General features: G+C 56.0%; 12 protein-coding genes. 5 read left to right on the plus strand and 7 right to left on the minus strand.

The genetic code is table 11. The features are described 5' to 3' along the window. Window position 1: 1 nt before the first annotated feature. The 4 genes from kdpB to MCG44_RS04100 form a co-directional block, all read right to left on the minus strand. Window positions 2-2,062, minus strand: coding sequence for a potassium-transporting ATPase subunit KdpB (gene kdpB, locus MCG44_RS04090; RefSeq protein ID WP_147570861.1), 2,061 nt, complete (start codon window positions 2,060-2,062; stop codon window positions 2-4). 15 nt (window positions 2,063-2,077) lie between these two features. Then, window positions 2,078-3,901 carry a potassium-transporting ATPase subunit KdpA gene (locus MCG44_RS04095; protein WP_186852817.1) on the minus strand — a complete coding sequence of 608 codons (1,824 nt, stop codon included), beginning with the start codon at window positions 3,899-3,901 and terminating at the stop codon, window positions 2,078-2,080. A 36-nt stretch (window positions 3,902-3,937) separates the two neighbouring features. Next, window positions 3,938-4,015, minus strand: coding sequence for a K(+)-transporting ATPase subunit F (gene kdpF / locus MCG44_RS15090; RefSeq protein WP_081692053.1), 78 nt, complete (start codon window positions 4,013-4,015; stop codon window positions 3,938-3,940). 281 nt (window positions 4,016-4,296) lie between these two features. Further along, window positions 4,297-6,246, minus strand: coding sequence for a DUF4118 domain-containing protein (locus MCG44_RS04100; protein WP_240286938.1), 1,950 nt, complete (start codon window positions 6,244-6,246; stop codon window positions 4,297-4,299). A 495-nt stretch (window positions 6,247-6,741) separates the two neighbouring features. On the opposite strand from MCG44_RS04100, the gene MCG44_RS04105 reads away from it, so the two are divergent. The 4 genes from MCG44_RS04105 (at window position 6,742) to MCG44_RS04120 (ending at window position 9,718) form a co-directional block, all read left to right on the plus strand. Continuing rightward, the gene (locus MCG44_RS04105; protein WP_147570859.1) at window positions 6,742-6,942 is read left to right on the plus strand and encodes an alpha/beta-type small acid-soluble spore protein; all 201 of its coding nucleotides are present in this window, start codon (window positions 6,742-6,744) and stop codon (window positions 6,940-6,942) included. A gap of 340 nt (window positions 6,943-7,282) precedes the next feature. Beyond that, window positions 7,283-8,185, plus strand: a complete 903-nt coding sequence (locus MCG44_RS04110) for a transporter substrate-binding domain-containing protein (protein WP_240286940.1) — start codon at window positions 7,283-7,285, stop codon at window positions 8,183-8,185. A gap of 93 nt (window positions 8,186-8,278) precedes the next feature. Beyond that, on the plus strand, window positions 8,279-8,920 hold the full coding sequence (locus MCG44_RS04115) for an amino acid ABC transporter permease (RefSeq protein ID WP_147570857.1): 642 nt from the start codon (window positions 8,279-8,281) through the stop codon (window positions 8,918-8,920). A gap of 12 nt (window positions 8,921-8,932) precedes the next feature. Further along, window positions 8,933-9,718: an amino acid ABC transporter ATP-binding protein gene (locus tag MCG44_RS04120; protein ID WP_186852815.1), complete on the plus strand. Its 786-nt coding sequence runs from the start codon at window positions 8,933-8,935 to the stop codon at window positions 9,716-9,718. Between the two features lie 130 nt (window positions 9,719-9,848). On the opposite strand, the gene clpB is transcribed toward MCG44_RS04120, so the two are convergent. Together clpB and MCG44_RS04130 are read right to left on the minus strand one after the other, a co-directional pair. Next, entirely contained in the window at window positions 9,849-12,443 is a 2,595-nt protein-coding gene (gene clpB, locus MCG44_RS04125; RefSeq protein WP_240286942.1) for an ATP-dependent chaperone ClpB, read from the minus strand. Window positions 12,444-12,629: 186 nt separating this feature from the next. Next, the gene (locus MCG44_RS04130) at window positions 12,630-13,058 is read right to left on the minus strand and encodes an Hsp20/alpha crystallin family protein (protein WP_186852842.1); all 429 of its coding nucleotides are present in this window, start codon (window positions 13,056-13,058) and stop codon (window positions 12,630-12,632) included. A gap of 246 nt (window positions 13,059-13,304) precedes the next feature. Here MCG44_RS04130 and MCG44_RS04135 point away from each other — a divergent pair, with 246 nt between their 5' ends. Next, window positions 13,305-14,294, plus strand: a complete 990-nt coding sequence (locus MCG44_RS04135; protein ID WP_240286943.1) for a 2-hydroxyacid dehydrogenase — start codon at window positions 13,305-13,307, stop codon at window positions 14,292-14,294. 63 nt (window positions 14,295-14,357) lie between these two features. On the opposite strand, the gene MCG44_RS04140 is transcribed toward MCG44_RS04135, so the two are convergent. Beyond that, complete coding sequence (locus MCG44_RS04140) at window positions 14,358-15,689, minus strand: 2-hydroxyacyl-CoA dehydratase (RefSeq protein WP_147570854.1); 1,332 nt, start codon at window positions 15,687-15,689, stop codon at window positions 14,358-14,360. Between the last annotated feature and the right edge of the window lie 29 nt (window positions 15,690-15,718).

Below are 15,718 nucleotides of genomic sequence, written 5' to 3' on the forward strand. Positions count from 1 at the left end.
CTTAGATTCCAAAGCCAATCATAGTCAGCAGCGGAGCGATAATCATATCGATGACCTTAATGCCGATAAAGGGGGCAATCACACCGCCCACGCCGTAGATCATCATGTTCCGGCCCAGCATTCTTCCAGAGGACATGGGGCGGTACTTGACGCCCTTCATGGCCAGGGGGATCAGGCAGGGGATGATGATGGCGTTAAAGATCAGGGCGGAGAGAATGGCGCTGTAGTTGCTGGCCAGCCCCATGATGTTCAGCACGTTCAGCTCAGGGATAGCCAACTGGAACATGGCGGGGATGATAGCGAAGTACTTTGCGATGTCGTTGGCGATGGAGAAGGTGGTCAGAGAGCCGCGGGTAATCAGCAGCTGCTTGCCGATCTCCACCACCTCCAGGATCTTGGTGGGGTCGCTGTCCAGGTCCACCATGTTGGCCGCCTCCTTGGCGGCGGTGGTGCCGGAGTTCATGGCCAGACCCACATTAGCCTGGGCCAGAGCGGGGGCGTCGTTGGTGCCGTCACCAGTCATGGCTACGATCTTGCCTTCAGCCTGTTCCTTTTTGATCAGGGCGATCTTGTCCTCCGGCTTGCACTCTGCGACAAAGCCGTCCACGCCGGCCTCCTTGGCGATGGTAGCTGCCGTCAGGGGGTTGTCGCCGGTACACATGATCGTCTTGATGCCGATGGCGCGCAGCCGCTGGAATCGCTCCACCATGCCGGGCTTTACTGTATCCTTCAGATAGATGACACCCAAGATTTTATTGTTTTCACACACCACAAGGGGGGTGCCGCCCAGGGAGGAGACCTCCTCCACATGGGTGTGCAGGTCAGCAGGAATCCTGCCGCCGTTTTCCTTTACATACTGCTCGATGGCGTCGCTGGCGCCCTTGCGGATTTTAGTGCCGTCGGGCAGATCCACGCCGCTCATGCGGGTCTGGGCAGTGAATTCGATGAATACAGAGCCTGTGGTCTCCTCGCTGCTGTCACCCAGCCGGCGGGCCAGCTCCAGCGTGGACTTGCCCTCGGGGGTCTCGTCGTGAAGGCTGGTGAGGGCGGCGCAGCGGATCAGGTCGCTGCGGTTGGCCCCCTCCACCGGGAAGAAGTCGGCCGCCAGACGGTTGCCGAAGGTGATGGTGCCGGTCTTATCCAGAATCATGGTGTCCACGTCGCCGCAGGCCTCTACCGCCTTACCGCTCATAGCGATAACGTTAAAGCGGGTGACACGGTCCATACCCGCAATGCCGATGGCGGACAGCAGGCCGCCAATCGTGGTGGGGATCAGGCATACCAGCAGGGCAATCAGGGTGGAAACAGGGATCTGTACGCCGCTGTACACAGCGAAGGGGTACATGGTCACCACCACAATCAGGAAAATGATGGTCAGAGATACCAGCAGGGTGTTCAGCGCAATCTCATTGGGGGTCTTTTTGCGGGAGGCACCCTCTACCAGAGCGATCATCCGGTCCAAAAAGCTGTTTCCCGGCTCAGATGTAATGCGGATTTTCAGCCAGTCGGACACCACGGTAGTGCCGCCGGTGACTGAGCAGAAGTCGCCGCCACTCTCCCGGACCACAGGGGCAGACTCGCCGGTGATGGCGGACTCATCCACCGAGGCGATACCCTCGATGACCTCGCCGTCACCGGGGATGACTTCGCCAGCCACCACCATGACCACGTCGCCCTTCTTCAGCTCGCTGGAACGGACGATGCTCTCGTTGCCGTCCTCATGGAGCAGGTGAGCCTCGGTGTCCTTCTGCGTCTTTTTCAGACTGGCCGCCTGGGCCTTGCCGCGGCCCTCGGCCACGGCTTCGGCGAAGTTGGCAAACAGAACGGTGATAAAGAGAATGACGCACACAATGATATCATAAATCCGTAGGGAGGCCGCGTCCACATCCCCGAACAGGCCGGGGAAGAAGGAGAGCAGCAGGGTAATGAAGAAGCCAATCTCCACCACGAACATAACGGGGTTTTTCATCATATAGCGGGGATTGAGCTTGACAAACGCGCCCTTCACCGCCCCCCGGAGAATCTCCGGGGTGATAAATTTCTTGTTTTGTTTCTTACTCATATGAAAACGCCCTCCTTAGGCCCACAGGGTCAGATGCTCTGCGATGGGGCCAAGTGCCAGCGCGGGGAAGAAGGTCAGCGCTGCGAAGATATAGACTACGAACACCAGGATCACAGCGAAGGACAGAGTATCCGTACGCAGGGTCCCGACGGTCTCGTTGACGAACCGCTTGCGCATCAGGGAGCCGGCGATGGCCAGCTGAATGACGATGGAGAGATACCGGCCGAAGAACATGGCCAAGCCTGCGGTGATGTTCCAGAAGTAGGTGTTGTCTGCCAGGCCCTCAAAGCCGGAACCGTTGTTGGCCGCGGAAGAGGAATATTCATACAGCACCTGGCTCAGGCCGTGGAAGCCTGGGTTGGTGATCCCCTCCAGACCTCCGGAGGTGGAAACCGCCAGGGCGGAGAAGAACAGGATCAGGAAGGGATGGATGATAATGCACAGCGCGGTGAGTTTCATCTCCCGGCCCTCGATCTTCTTACCCAGGTACTCGGGCGTGCGGCCGATCATCAGCCCACAGATGAACACCGCCAAGATGGCGTACATAATCATATTCATCAGTCCAACACCCTTGCCGCCAAAGACCACGTTGAGCATCATGTGCAGCAGGGGGATCATGCCGCCCAGAGGGGTCAAGGTATCGTGCATATTGTTGACGGTGCCTGTGGTAAACGAGGTGGTAGTTGTGGTGAACATGGCGGACTGCGCGATGCCGAAGCGCACTTCCTTGCCCTCCATGCTGCCCATGGACTGGCTCAGGCCAATCTTGGCCAGCGCCGGGTTGCCCTGAAGCTCGGCCCAATAGCAGACGCTCAGACCAACCAGGAAGATGATGCCCATAGCCAGGAAGATTGTGCGGCCCTCCCAGCCGTAGATGGCAGCGGTCAGGCTGTGGTCGTTCAGGCGGGGACCATGAGATGTGCCAGCGGAAGATGTGGTAGACAACTGACCGCCAGAAGCGCCGCCCTTAGGCGAATTCTTATCATCGTCGTCCTTGTCATCTTTCTTCCTGCGGCCGCGGACCATCTTGCCGAAGGTGATGACGCAGGCGCCGGGGAAGAGCATCATGGAGTACAGCTCAATCAGGTCGGAAATAATGGTGGGGTTCTCCAATGGAGTGGAGGAGTTGGCACCCAGGAAGCCGCCGCCGTTGGTGCCCAAGTGCTTGATGATCTCAAGGGCGGCGATGGGGCCCATGGCGATGGTTTGGAAGGTGCCCTCCAGAGTATTCAACACGACGTTGGAATCAAAGTTCTGGGGCACGCCCTGCCACACCAGCAACAGGCCGCCCACAATGGAGAACGGCAGCAACAGACGGGTGGTGATGCGGGTCAGGTCGGCAAAAAAGTTGCCCACATCATCTTTGGTCTTGCCGGTCAGCCCGCGGATAAACGCGATGCAAGCGGCGTAGCCGCTGGCGGCAGAGACGAACATCATAAAGATGATGACCAGCATCTGGCTTAAGTAACTCAGTCCGGACTCGCCGGAGTAATGCTGTAGATTCGTGTTGGTCATGAAGCTGATGATGGTGTTGAACGCCAGAGTCGGCTCCATGTTGCCAATGTTGTTGGGGTTGAAGATCCCGACGCTCTGAATACGCAGGATCAGGTAGCCGATGGCCACCATGACCGCGTTGGTCCCCACCAGAGCCAAGGCGTACTGTTTCCAGTTCATGCCCTGATGGGGATTTACGCCGCCAATTTTGTAAATAACGCCGTCCAGACGGTCAAAGACCGGATCGGCCAAGGTGTGGTTCCATGTGGCGATATGATACATATACCGTCCAACCGGAATGACAATAATCAGAAAAATGATAATTGTCAACGCCAGCTGCAACATATCGTATTCCTCCTATTTTCTGCGGTATTAGGCATCTCAGAAGCGCTCCGGGTGCACCAGCGCGTAAACGAGATAGGCGCCCAGCAGCAGAACGATAATTCCAAGTGCAATCACAGTTTTGCTCTCCTTTCCGTGAGATTTAGGATTCCGGGTTATCCAACTGCTTTTGGCACCAGCGGATCAAGAGCCATACCAGACCGAAACTGACCGCCAGAGTCCCTATCATGAAAATGTCCATCATTCAATCATTTCTCCTTTCTCTTCTGGCTGACAGCTAGTGTTTGTCAGCCTCAAATTACCTCCATAGGATACTGCAATCCATAAAAAGCGAGGATTAAGGATTCCACGTTCGTATTAACAGAAAATAAAAATTGGCTGCACTGTCCTCTAAGAAATTACTCCTGTGAGCGGTCCATTCCCCAGGTCTGCTCCGATTCCACGCGGATACGCTCCTGGCTGAGTCCGCACTCGCCAAGGATAGCGATCATCAGGTTTTTCTCAAAGGCATCCGGCACAGGATAACCGGAAATGGGGATCCCCACGATTCCCATGGGCCCACGGGTACCACGCACGGACAGAAACAGCCATTTGGAGTCAGGCAGCGTGTTGGTGGTAGCTCCGGCGTGCTTGTTGTTCTTCTGCACCCACTTGGCCACACCGATATCTTCCGTACTCAGCCCTGCTACCAGTGCCTGTTCGTCCGCTGGCTCGATCCGAAAACTTAGTTCCGTCTCTGGGCTGCTCAAAGCATAAAGAACGGGTCTATCAAACAGCCGGCTGAGTTGTTCCGCTGTTAGGCGCAGGCAATCCCATTCCGTGCGGACAGTCTGCAGCTTTTGGCTGCTCTCCAGCAGCAACTCCGTGTAATAGCTTTTCTCCGCCGCCATACTGGCCTGCGTTTTCACCCGGCTGGCCAGAGAGCTGGCAATAATGCTGGAGGTAAGCATGATCAGGAAGGTCACAGGATAGCTGGGGTCGGTGGCCTGAAAGGAGAAGCGTGGCTCTGTAAAGAAAAAATTGAAGGCTGCGACACTGATAAGAGAACTAGCCGCGCCGTACAGGTGCCCGTTGGTGGAGACTGCAGTCAGCAGCACGCCGAGAATGTAGACGGTAATGATATTGGACTCGCTGAAGCCGGCCTGGTAAAATCCGAAGCCAAGCGCCGTAGCAAGAAGCAAGCAAAGCAGAGTAGTCCCCAAGTCCCGAATGGAGAATCGTTCCTTTGACCGCCGGACCTTCTGCATCGGCCTTTTATAGATCGGCTGCCTGTCAGGGATGATATAGACATCCAGGTCTGTCTGCTCAATCAGGCGGTCGGCCAGGCTCTTTTTCCGCAAGATGGGGTTCTGTTTGTGGTTCATTCGGCCCATGACGATCTTCGTCACTCCGCTGACCCGGGCATATTCCGCAATCTGTTCCGCCGGATCGGTACCGTAAACAGTGGCGATCTGAGCGCCTAGCTGCTCCGCCAGGCGCAGGTTGCTCCGCAGGCGTTTAATATTTTCCCCAGACAGCTCCTTGGTCTCCGGCGTCTGGACAAACAGTGCCGTAAACCCGCTGTGGAATGCCTCTGACATCCGAGCGGCGGCTCGGATCACCTTTGCGTTTGACGGGGCGGAGGACAGGCAGATCAGGATATGTTCGCCCGCCTTGGCGCTTTTCTCTTTCCCTTTGCTCACCGCGGAGCGGTTGAGCTGGTCTGCGGTCCGGCGCATGGCAATCTCCCGCAGGGCAGCCAGATTTTCCGTAGTAAAGAAATTCTGCAATGCCCGCTTTGCCTGCTGTGCACGGTAGATCTTCCCCTCTCTCAGACGTTTCTCTAGGTCGGAGGGTTCGATGTCCACCAGTTCCACCTGGCTGGCCCGGTCAAATACATAGTCGGGGATTCGCTCATTCACCACAACACCTGTGATGGAGGAAACCAAGTCATTTAAGGACTCCAGATGCTGGACATTCACGGTAGTGTAGACGTTAATGCCCGCCTGGAGGAGTTCTTCCACATCCTGATACCGCTTCATATGGCGGCATCCTGGGACATTGCTGTGCGCCAGTTCGTCCACCAGGATGAGCTGTGGGTGACGGTCAAGCGCTCCAATCAGGTCGAACTCCCGCAGCTTGATCCCACGGTAGTCCGTCTCCATAGTGGGAAGGACCTCCAGCCCATCCAGCAGCGCCAGAGTCTCCGGTCTGGCATGGGGCTCTACATAGCCCACCACCACGTCAATGCCCTCCCGTTTAGCATGGTGAGCCGCCTCCAGCATGGCATAGGTCTTGCCCACCCCGGCGGCATAGCCGAAAAATATTTTTAATTGACCGGAAGCTACCAGGTTCCCTCCATCATGCAAAGGATTGTCCTTCCCTGAAACCATGTGAACTTCACTTCCCCTCCGATTTATTCTGGAAATCATTTTCTATTTTGCTATCCTATCATGCCAGACATTATTGCGTTATTAAGGAGTGTATATCTGATATTAAGATGGGCTTAGGATATAGCCAATTAAGAGTATTTTGGCGGAAAGAGCTAGGCAAAAAATAAAAATGGATTGTCTCTCCGAAGTTTGTGTGCTCCAGTTGGATTGTATAGAGGCAATATTTTGTGGTTGGCGTTTTATCCTTCAAGAGAAATAGGAAAGTATCGCGCGCAGCTATTTGTCAGTTGTGCGGTGTACGCTAAAAGAGAAATTTGCTTATTTAAGCAATCATAAGAGGAAAGGATATTTCAGGAAAATTGCCTGGATAAGGAAAGATGATACAGGTATAGTTGATCCGGCTGGGGAAATGATATGCGTGGATGTTCCATCCAAACCAAAACAGTCAAACAGTAAAAGGAGAGAGGAATCATGTCTAGTAACAACAGCAATAAAATTATGGTGCCTAATGCCCGTGAAGCGATGAACAAGTTTAAGATGGAAGCTGCCAACGAGGTGGGCGTCAACCTGAAGCAGGGTTACAATGGCGACCTGACCAGCAAGCAGGCTGGCTCCGTGGGCGGCCAGATGGTCAAGAAGATGATCGAGTCCTACGAGAACGGCATGAAGTAATCTGGTCCACATTGGGACAGATTATGAGCGCCTTTTGAGTGAGGCAGATCAGGGGCCGGGCGGTTTATCTCTCGGAGGAGCACTGTCAGTTGGACATGAGGATGAACGACCTCATTCCCGTGACAGTTTTCCTCCAACAAAGGGGATGGCCGTCCGGCCCCTTTATCTTGTGGAAGGTGATATTTTTTCCGGAAAGAGGAAGGAGAGTGTTTGGCAAAAAAGAAAATCAAAAAAATTTTTCATTTTCCTCTTTACAATATCGCATTAGCGTGCTAAAATGCGAAAGTGTCACAGGGAGTGATCCCTGGGGTTTGCTGAAAGAATTGGAGGATACATAACTATGAAAAAGACTCTTTCTCTTGTTTTGGCCTTGGCCATGTGCCTGTCTCTGGCCGCCTGCGGCAATAACGGCGCTCAGGACCAGTCCAGCCAGTCCGGCTCCAATACCTCTGCCTCGGATGTCAGCTCTGGAAGCCAGCAGGGGGACAACAGCTCTGTGGACGCGGCGGACTCCGACTGGGCTAAGATCGAGAGCAACGGTACGATGAAGATCGGCATTACCTATTTTGAACCCATGAATTATTTTGACGACAATGGCGAGCTGACTGGCTTTGAGACTGAGTTTGCCACCGCCGTCTGCGAGAAGCTGGGTGTCACCCCTGAGTTTGTGGAGATCAACTGGGACAGCAAGATCATGGAGCTCCAGGCCCAGACCATCGACTGTATCTGGAACGGCATGACCATTACCCCTGAGCTGCAGGAGGCTCTGACCATCTCTGATCCCTACATCAAGAACTACCAGGTGGTGGTGATCCGCTCCGACAACGCCGATGTCTATACGTCCACCGCCGACTTGGTGGGTAAGACGGTGGAGGCCGAGGCCGGCTCTGCCGGTGAGGCCGCCATCATTGGCGAGGGTGCAGACGAAAGTCTAAAGCAGGCTGAGTACATCTCCGCTGCCAAGCAGACCGACACCCTTCTGGAAGTCAAGACTGGCGCCGCCGACGCCGCCGTACTGGACTTTGTACTGGCCGGCGCTATGGTGGGCCAGGGGGACTACTCCGATCTGATGATTATCCCCGATTTGCAGCTGTCCGTGGAGGAGTACGGCGTCGGCTTCCGCAAAGACTCCGATGCGGCTGAGAAGGTCAATGAGGCCATGCAGGCGCTCATTGAGGACGGCACTTTGAATACCCTGGCTGAGAAATATGACTTGGCTGAACTGCTGCTGGCCAATCAGTAAAAAGAAAAGACACGGCGACCAGACCGCAAGGCAGGGGGGAGCGATCCCTCCTGCCCTGTGCTGTGTTTGATGGGAAGGCAAAGGAGAGAGAACATGAGTTTTCAGACTGTGAACGTCATGCTGGGGAAGAGCTTTTTGCTCAACTGCCAGATATTCTTCGTGACACTGTTGCTGGCGCTGCCGCTAGGGCTGATCGTGTCCTTTGGGTCCATCAGTCGCTGGAAGCCGTTGAGCGGGGTCTCCCGGCTGTATGTCTATCTGATGCGCTCCACCCCACTGATGCTCCAGCTGGCCATTGTATATTATTTGCCCGGTTTTTTGAATCCTGGACATATGCTTCCCAGGATGACGGCTGCTTGTCTGGCCTTTGTGCTTAATTACGCGGCCTATTTCTCAGAAATTTTCCGGGGCGGTATCCAGGGCGTACCCAGAGGGCAGCAGGAGGCTGGACAGGTGCTGGGCATGACAAAGGGCCAGATTTTTTACCACGTCACGCTCCTCCAGGTCATCAAGCGCATCGTCCCGCCCATGGGAAATGAGATCATCACCCTGATCAAAGACACCTCTCTGGCTAACTTTATCATGGTAAAAGAGGTCATCGCCATGGCGAAGGAGTTTGGAAACAAGGCTATGATCTGGCCATTGTTCTATGCCGGTGTGTTTTTCCTGGTGTTCAATGGACTGGTCACATTTCTGTTGAGCCGGACAGAGAAAAAGCTGGATTACTTCAGATGAGGAGGCGCTGAAATGGCTGTTTTGCAGGTCAAGAATATCGAAAAGCACTTTGGGGCCACCCGTGTGCTGGAGGACATCAGCTTCGAACTGGAGCAGGGCCAGGCCCTAGCCATCATCGGCTCCTCCGGCAGCGGAAAGACCACGCTGCTGCGCTGCCTAAATTTTTTGGAAACCCCGGATCAGGGACAGATCCTGGTCCAGGATAAGGTCCTTTTTGACGCCGCTGACCCCTCTACCCAGAGGGAGAGCGAAATCCGCAAGAAAAGGCTCCACTTTGGGATGGTTTTCCAGTCATTTAACCTCTTTCCCCAATACACCGCGCTGGAAAATGTGACCCTAGCCAGCCAGCTTCTGGCCAGGGAACGTCCCGATTTTAAGGAGAAAAAAAAGGAGATCTACGCCCAGATTGAGAAAGATGGCCGGGAACTGTTGGGCAGGATGGGGTTAGCCGACCGGGCTGGCCATTATCCCCACCAGCTCTCCGGCGGCCAGCAGCAACGGGTGGCCATCGCCCGGGCGCTGGCTCTCAAGCCGGATATTCTCTGCTTTGACGAGCCTACCTCTGCCTTGGACCCGGAGCTCACCGGCGAGGTGTTGAAGGTTATCCGCTCCCTGGCGGAGCAAAAGACCACCATGATCATCGTCACCCATGAGATGGCCTTTGCTCGGGATGTGGCTGACCAGGTCATCTTTATGGATGGGGGCGTCATCGTGGAACAGGGACCTGCCCGCCAAGTCATTGAGCACCCTGCGCAGGAGAGGACCCGCCAGTTTCTTGCCCGATACGCGGAGAGCTGAATGGAAAAATAGAAGAGGGGCACAGCCGCGGCTGTGCCCCTCCTCTGTTTTTGGGGATAAATATGGGGGAAATTCCTATCTTTGGAGCTGTTAGGGGCAAATCGACCTGATGAAATGAGGAATCGAAAACTCAAAGCACAGTCAACTGGCCATCCCTGACATCAACAGACAGATGGGCACCAGGCTCCACCTGATCGGCTATGATCTTTCGACCGATGAGGGTCTCCACTGTGTGCTGGAGATAGCGGCGCAGGGGGCGAGCCCCGTAGATGGGGTCATAAGCCGCGTCAATGATATGGGACTTAGCGTCGGCAGTCAGCTCCACGGTGAGCTGCTGATCCGCCAGGCGGCGGTTCAGATCGGCCACCAGAAGGTCAATAATATGGGTGACGTTATCCTTTGTCAGCGGCTTGTAGAACACAATTTCATCCAAACGGTTGAGGAACTCCGGGCGGAAGGACCGCTTGAGCAGCTCGCTCACTTGGTTCCGGGCCTCCTGACTAATCTCACCGTCTGAGCCGATGCCGTCCAGCAGGAACTGGCTGCCCAGATTGGAGGTCAAGATGATGATGGTGTTCTTAAAGTCCACCGTTCTTCCTTGACTGTCCGTAATACGACCGTCATCCAATACCTGAAGTAATATATTGAATACGTCAGGGTGAGCCTTCTCCACCTCATCAAAAAGGATGACGGAGTAGGGCTTTCTCCTCACCGCCTCCGTGAGCTGGCCGCCCTCCTCATAGCCCACATATCCCGGAGGGGCGCCGATGAGCCGGGACACGGAGAATTTCTCCATATATTCGCTCATGTCGATGCGCACCAGGTTCTTTTCGCTGTCGAACAGGGCTTCGGCCAGAGTTTTGGCCAGCTCGGTCTTACCTACGCCGGTAGGGCCCAGGAACAGGAAGGAGCCGATGGGCTTGCTGGGGTCGGCGATCCCGGCCCGGCTGCGCAGGATAGCCTCGGATACCAACCTTACTGCCTCGTCCTGTCCTACCACCCGCTGGTGGAGGATATCCTCCAGGTGGAGCAGCTTGTCCCGCTCCCCCTCCATCAGCCGGGCCACCGGGATGCCGGTCCAGCGTTCAATGATGCGGGCGATTTCCTCCTCGGTGACCTTGTCCCGCAGGAGAGAGCGGGCCTTGCCCTCGTTGGCGATGCTCTCCTCCGCCTCCAGGGCTTTCTTCAGCTCCGGAATGCGGCCATATTGCAGCTCGGCGGCTTTCTCCAGGTCGTACTCCCGCTGGGCTTTCTCCAGGGCGGCGTTGGCCGCCTCCAGCTCCTCCCGCAGCTTCTGTACCTTGCCGATGGCCCCCTTCTCGTTGTCCCACTGGGCTTTCTTGGCCTTGAACTCTTCCCGCATATCGGACAGTTCCCTCTGAATCTCAGCCAGATGCTCCTGGGACAGCTTGTCGGTCTCCTTCTTCAGGGCGGCCTCCTCAATCTCGTGCTGGATGATCTTCCGCTGGATGACGTCCAGTTCAGTGGGCATGGAGTCCATCTCGGTGCGGATCATGGCACAGGCCTCGTCCACCAGGTCGATGGCCTTGTCCGGCAGGAAGCGGTCGGTGATATAGCGGTTGGACAGGGTCGCGGCGGCAATGATAGCCCCGTCCGTGATCTTGACGCCGTGGTACACCTCGTACCGCTCCTTGAGTCCCCGGAGAATGGCGATAGCGTCCTCTACTGTGGGTTCGTTGACCATCACGGGCTGGAACCGACGTTCCAGGGCGGCGTCTTTCTCGATATACTGCCGGTACTCGTTGAGAGTGGTGGCGCCGATGCAGTGGAGCTCGCCACGGGCCAGCATGGGTTTGAGCAGGTTGCCTGCATCCATACTGCCCTCAGTCTTGCCAGCGCCCACAATAGTGTGCAGCTCATCAATGAAAAGGATGATGCGGCCCTCGGACTTTTTGACCTCGTTGAGGACGGCCTTCAGCCGCTCCTCGAACTCCCCCCGGTACTTGGCCCCGGCCACAAGGGAGCCCATGTCCAGGGAGAAGATCGTCTTGTCCTTCAGGGAACCGGGCACATCTCCCTTGACAATCCGTTGAGCCAGACCTTCAGCGATGGCGGTCTTGCCCACGCCGGGCTCGCCAATGAGCACAGGGTTGTTCTTGCTCTTACGGGAAAGGATGCGGATGACATTCCGGATTTCATCGTCCCGGCCGATGACCGGGTCCAGCTTGTTCTGGCGGGCCCGCTCCACCAAGTCGGTGCCGTATTTCTTCAGGGCGTTATAGGTATCCTCCGGGTTGTCCGAGGTCACCCGTTGGTTGCCGCGGACGCTGGCCAGAGCCTGCATCACCTTCTCCCTGTCCACATGGTAGGTGCGGAATAACTCCTTTAAGGCACTGTCAGGCTGTGCCAGCAGACCGAGGAAGATGTGTTCCACTGAGATGTACTCGTCCTTCATGGCCTGGGCCTCTTGCTCCGCGCCGCGGAGGGCCCTGTCCACATCCTGGGACACATAGACCTTGTCCGCTTCCCGGCCGGACCCGGACACTTTAGGCAGTTTCTGGACCTCCCCCTTCACTGCCGCCTCAAAGCTGGGAACAGTCATGCCCATAGCGGCGAGCAGCTGGGGAATGAACCCCTCGTTGTCACTGACCAGGGCCAGCAACAGGTGGGGCTGCTCGATCTGCTGATTGCCGTATTCCTGGGAGATGTCCCTGGCCCCCTGGATGGCGGCCAGGGATTTTTGAGTAAATCGATCCATATTCATGAAAAGAAACCTCCTTTAACTTTGGTTTCAAGATTGTCATAAATTAGCACTTGACTGAATTGTTTGCTAAAACAAAAATACACCAACCTGAGATATTTTGCAAGAAAAAATTTGACGCTCGCTGGCTGGCGTATACACCGGCACCCCCAAAAAAGGGCAGGCTCTGAAGCCTGCCCTTCCTTCTGGTCACTGAATGGCGATCCTTCTGCTTTGAGGCTGTATCTCAGCCATCTTAGGCAGAATCAACGTCAACACTCCGTTCTCATAGGAGGCTCGGATAGCGTCCTCCTGAATGCCAGAGGCATCAAAGGAGCGGACAAAAGAGCCGACCCGGCGCTCCCGACACAGGTATTGGCCCTGGTCGTCCCGCTTCTCCTGCTTTTCCTCGTGCTGGGCAGAGATGGTCAGGATGCCTTCCTTCAGCTCCAAATGGATATCCTCCTTTTGGAAGCCAGGCAGTTCAGCTTCCAAAAGGAAGTGGTCACCCTCATCCCGGATATCGGTCCGAAAGGCGGTGGGCTGGCGGTTTGCGGGAGGGAAGAAGCTGCGCTCCAGGTCATCAAAAATCGTGTCTAGACCGCCGTGATAGCGGCCAAAGGGGATCATACTGTACATCATAAGAAACTCCTTTCTGAGGTGGGGGTCCGATCTCAGCGGCCCTTCCTGCCTCACTTAACTTTGGTCCTAGTATATCGTCCAAATGTGAACAGTTCTTGCACACTTTGTGTATAAATTGTAAATATTAGCACTCTTATTATTTGAGTGCTAATATTGGAGTGTTGTACCAACCAAAAAAGTGTGCTACAATATTTATATTCTTTCCCAGAGGAAAAAATTTATCAATGACCGGGAGGATGAATCATGAAAGTATTGATCTTAGGGCCGAAGGCACGCTATGAGGCCTATATGCCGGAGTTTGTTGCACAGCTGCCCTTTGAAACGGCCTACTGTTCTCTGGACCAGTCCCCACAACAGGCGGCGCGGGAAAACGCTGATGCCCAGATCCTGTTCACCGACCCCATCGTGGACGTGACGGGAGAACTGATGGACCTGATGCCCGGTCTGAAGCTGATCCAATCGGAGGGGGTGGCCTACAACCGGATTGATCTGGAGGCGGCCAGGGCCAGGAACATTTTTGTGTGCAACAATAAAGGCTGCAACGCCGCCTCAGTGGCGGAGCATACGGTGATGCTCATGCTCATGGCTCTACGTCACGGTATTACTGGCCACAACGCCCTTCGGGCAGGCCGTCAACGCGAGATGAAGGAGGCGGTCATGGCCTCCAACTCTCCGGAGCTGGGTCTATCCACTGTGGGCTTGGTAGGGCTGGGGGACATCGGTACCGCCACAGCCAGGCTGCTGGCTCCCTTCGGCTGCAAGATGTACTACTACACCGCCCACCGCCGTCCACCCCAGGTAGAGGAAGAGCTGAACGTGGAATATCTCCCACTGGAGGAGCTGGTGTCCCAGTGCGACATTGTATCTCTCCATTGTGCAGTCACCCCGGAGACCACTCATATGGTGGACAAGGCTCTGCTAGACAAGTTCAAGCCGGGAGCCATTTTAGTGAACACCTCTCGTGGCCTGTTGGTGGACAGCCTGGCCGTCCGGCAGGCCCTCATCGACGGCCGACTGGGTGCCATCGCTATGGATGTCTTTGAACCGGAGCCCACTCCCGCTGACCACCCCCTGGTGGACCTCCCTCCAGAGGTCGCGGACCGGGCCATCTACTCGCCCCATCTGGGCGGCAATACCGGCGGCTCCTTCCACCGGGCCCACACCAATATGTGGACCTCGGCCCAGCTGGTGCTGGAGGGGAAGCGGCCCAATTTTATCGTCAATGGGCTGTGAGAAAAAAGAAAAGAGGACCCGGTACACCACTGTACCGGGTCCTTTTTTGTTGAGAGGGAAAGCTTAACTGTGGGCATGAGCCAGCTTGGGAGCCACTTCAGGCTGGGGCGCTCTGGGCGCGGGGGACTCCTGATGAGTCAGGCCCTTGGCGTTGGCCAGCATCAGCTTGATGCGGTTCTCCTGGTTGATCTTGGTGGCGCCTGGGTCGTAGTCGATGGCCACCACGTTGGAGTAGGGGTACTCGTCCTTCAGCTTGCGGATCATACCCTTGCCCACGATGTGGTTGGGCAGGCAGCCAAAGGGCTGGGTACACACGATATTGTTGGTGCCGGAGTGGATGAGCTCCAGCATCTCGGCGGTGAGGAGCCAGCCCTCGCCCATCTTGTTGCCGTCGCCCAGATAGCCATGGACCAGGGAGTGGAGCTCCTGGAAGGTGCCGGGGGCACGGAAGCGGCCGGACTTCTTCAGAGCGGCGATCATATCCTTCTGACAGCCCTCGATATAGGACATGAAGGCCCGGCAGGCGGCCTTCTTGATCCACTTCCCGCCGTACAGATCCACATCGGCCACCCGGTTGTAAATCTTGAAAATAATGAAATCGGTCAGGCCGGGGACTACGGGCTCCACGCCTTCGGAGAGCAGGAACTGCTCCAAATTGTTGTTGCCCAGGGGGGCGAACTTCACATAGATTTCCCCAACCACGCCCACACGAATCTTGGGTTCACCCTGGACAGGGATGGAGGCGAAGTCGGCGCAGATCTGGTCAAAGAGAGCCCGCATCTGCCCTCGGCTCATGCCCTTCCCACTCTGGAAGCCGTCTACCAGCTTCTGAGACCAGTGGGCGATCATGGCGTCGGTCTTTCCCTGCTCTACTTCATAAGGGCGGACCTGATTGGCCACGTTGACGATGATGTCTCCATACATCATGGCAAAGACCGCCTTGCGAATGAAGGGGAGGGTCAAGGAAAAGCCGGGGTTCTTCTCCAGGCCGGACAGATTGACGGAAACCACAGGAATATAGCCCATGTCCGCTTTCTCCAGAGCCTTGCGCAGCAGGTGGATATAGTTGCTGGCCCGGCAGCCGCCGCCAGTCTGGGTGATGAGCAGGCCCACCTTGTGGGGGTCATAGCCGCCGTGCTTCACCGCGTCGATGAGCTGGCCGATGACCAGCAGAGCGGGATAGCAGGTGTCGTTATGGACATATTTCAGGCCTTCATCCACAATGCCCCGGTGGTTGGTGGTGAGCATATCCACCTTGTAGCCCTCACACTCCAGCAGCTTCTGCATCATGCCGAAGTGGACGGGGAGCATCTGGGGCATCAGGAGGGTATACTCCTCCTTCATCTCCTTGGTGAACAGCAGACGGCCAGTTTCGTCATAAACTAATTTTGCCATAAAAAAGTCCCTTTCTGAAAAGAGTGGAG

This window comes from Lawsonibacter sp. OA9, assembly GCF_022440585.1.

Coding starts and splice junctions, on each gene's coding strand:
- kdpB (WP_147570861.1), bottom strand. CDS start 2,062: ATGAGTAAGAAACAAAACAAGAAATTTATCACCCCGGAGATTCTCCGG.
- MCG44_RS04095 (WP_186852817.1), bottom strand. CDS start 3,901: ATGTTGCAGCTGGCGTTGACAATTATCATTTTTCTGATTATTGTCATT.
- MCG44_RS04105 (WP_147570859.1), top strand. CDS start 6,742: ATGTCTAGTAACAACAGCAATAAAATTATGGTGCCTAATGCCCGTGAA.
- MCG44_RS04110 (WP_240286940.1), top strand. CDS start 7,283: ATGAAAAAGACTCTTTCTCTTGTTTTGGCCTTGGCCATGTGCCTGTCT.
- MCG44_RS04115 (WP_147570857.1), top strand. CDS start 8,279: ATGAGTTTTCAGACTGTGAACGTCATGCTGGGGAAGAGCTTTTTGCTC.
- MCG44_RS04120 (WP_186852815.1), top strand. CDS start 8,933: ATGGCTGTTTTGCAGGTCAAGAATATCGAAAAGCACTTTGGGGCCACC.
- clpB (WP_240286942.1), bottom strand. CDS start 12,443: ATGAATATGGATCGATTTACTCAAAAATCCCTGGCCGCCATCCAGGGG.
- MCG44_RS04130 (WP_186852842.1), bottom strand. CDS start 13,058: ATGTACAGTATGATCCCCTTTGGCCGCTATCACGGCGGTCTAGACACG.
- MCG44_RS04135 (WP_240286943.1), top strand. CDS start 13,305: ATGAAAGTATTGATCTTAGGGCCGAAGGCACGCTATGAGGCCTATATG.
- MCG44_RS04140 (WP_147570854.1), bottom strand. CDS start 15,689: ATGGCAAAATTAGTTTATGACGAAACTGGCCGTCTGCTGTTCACCAAG.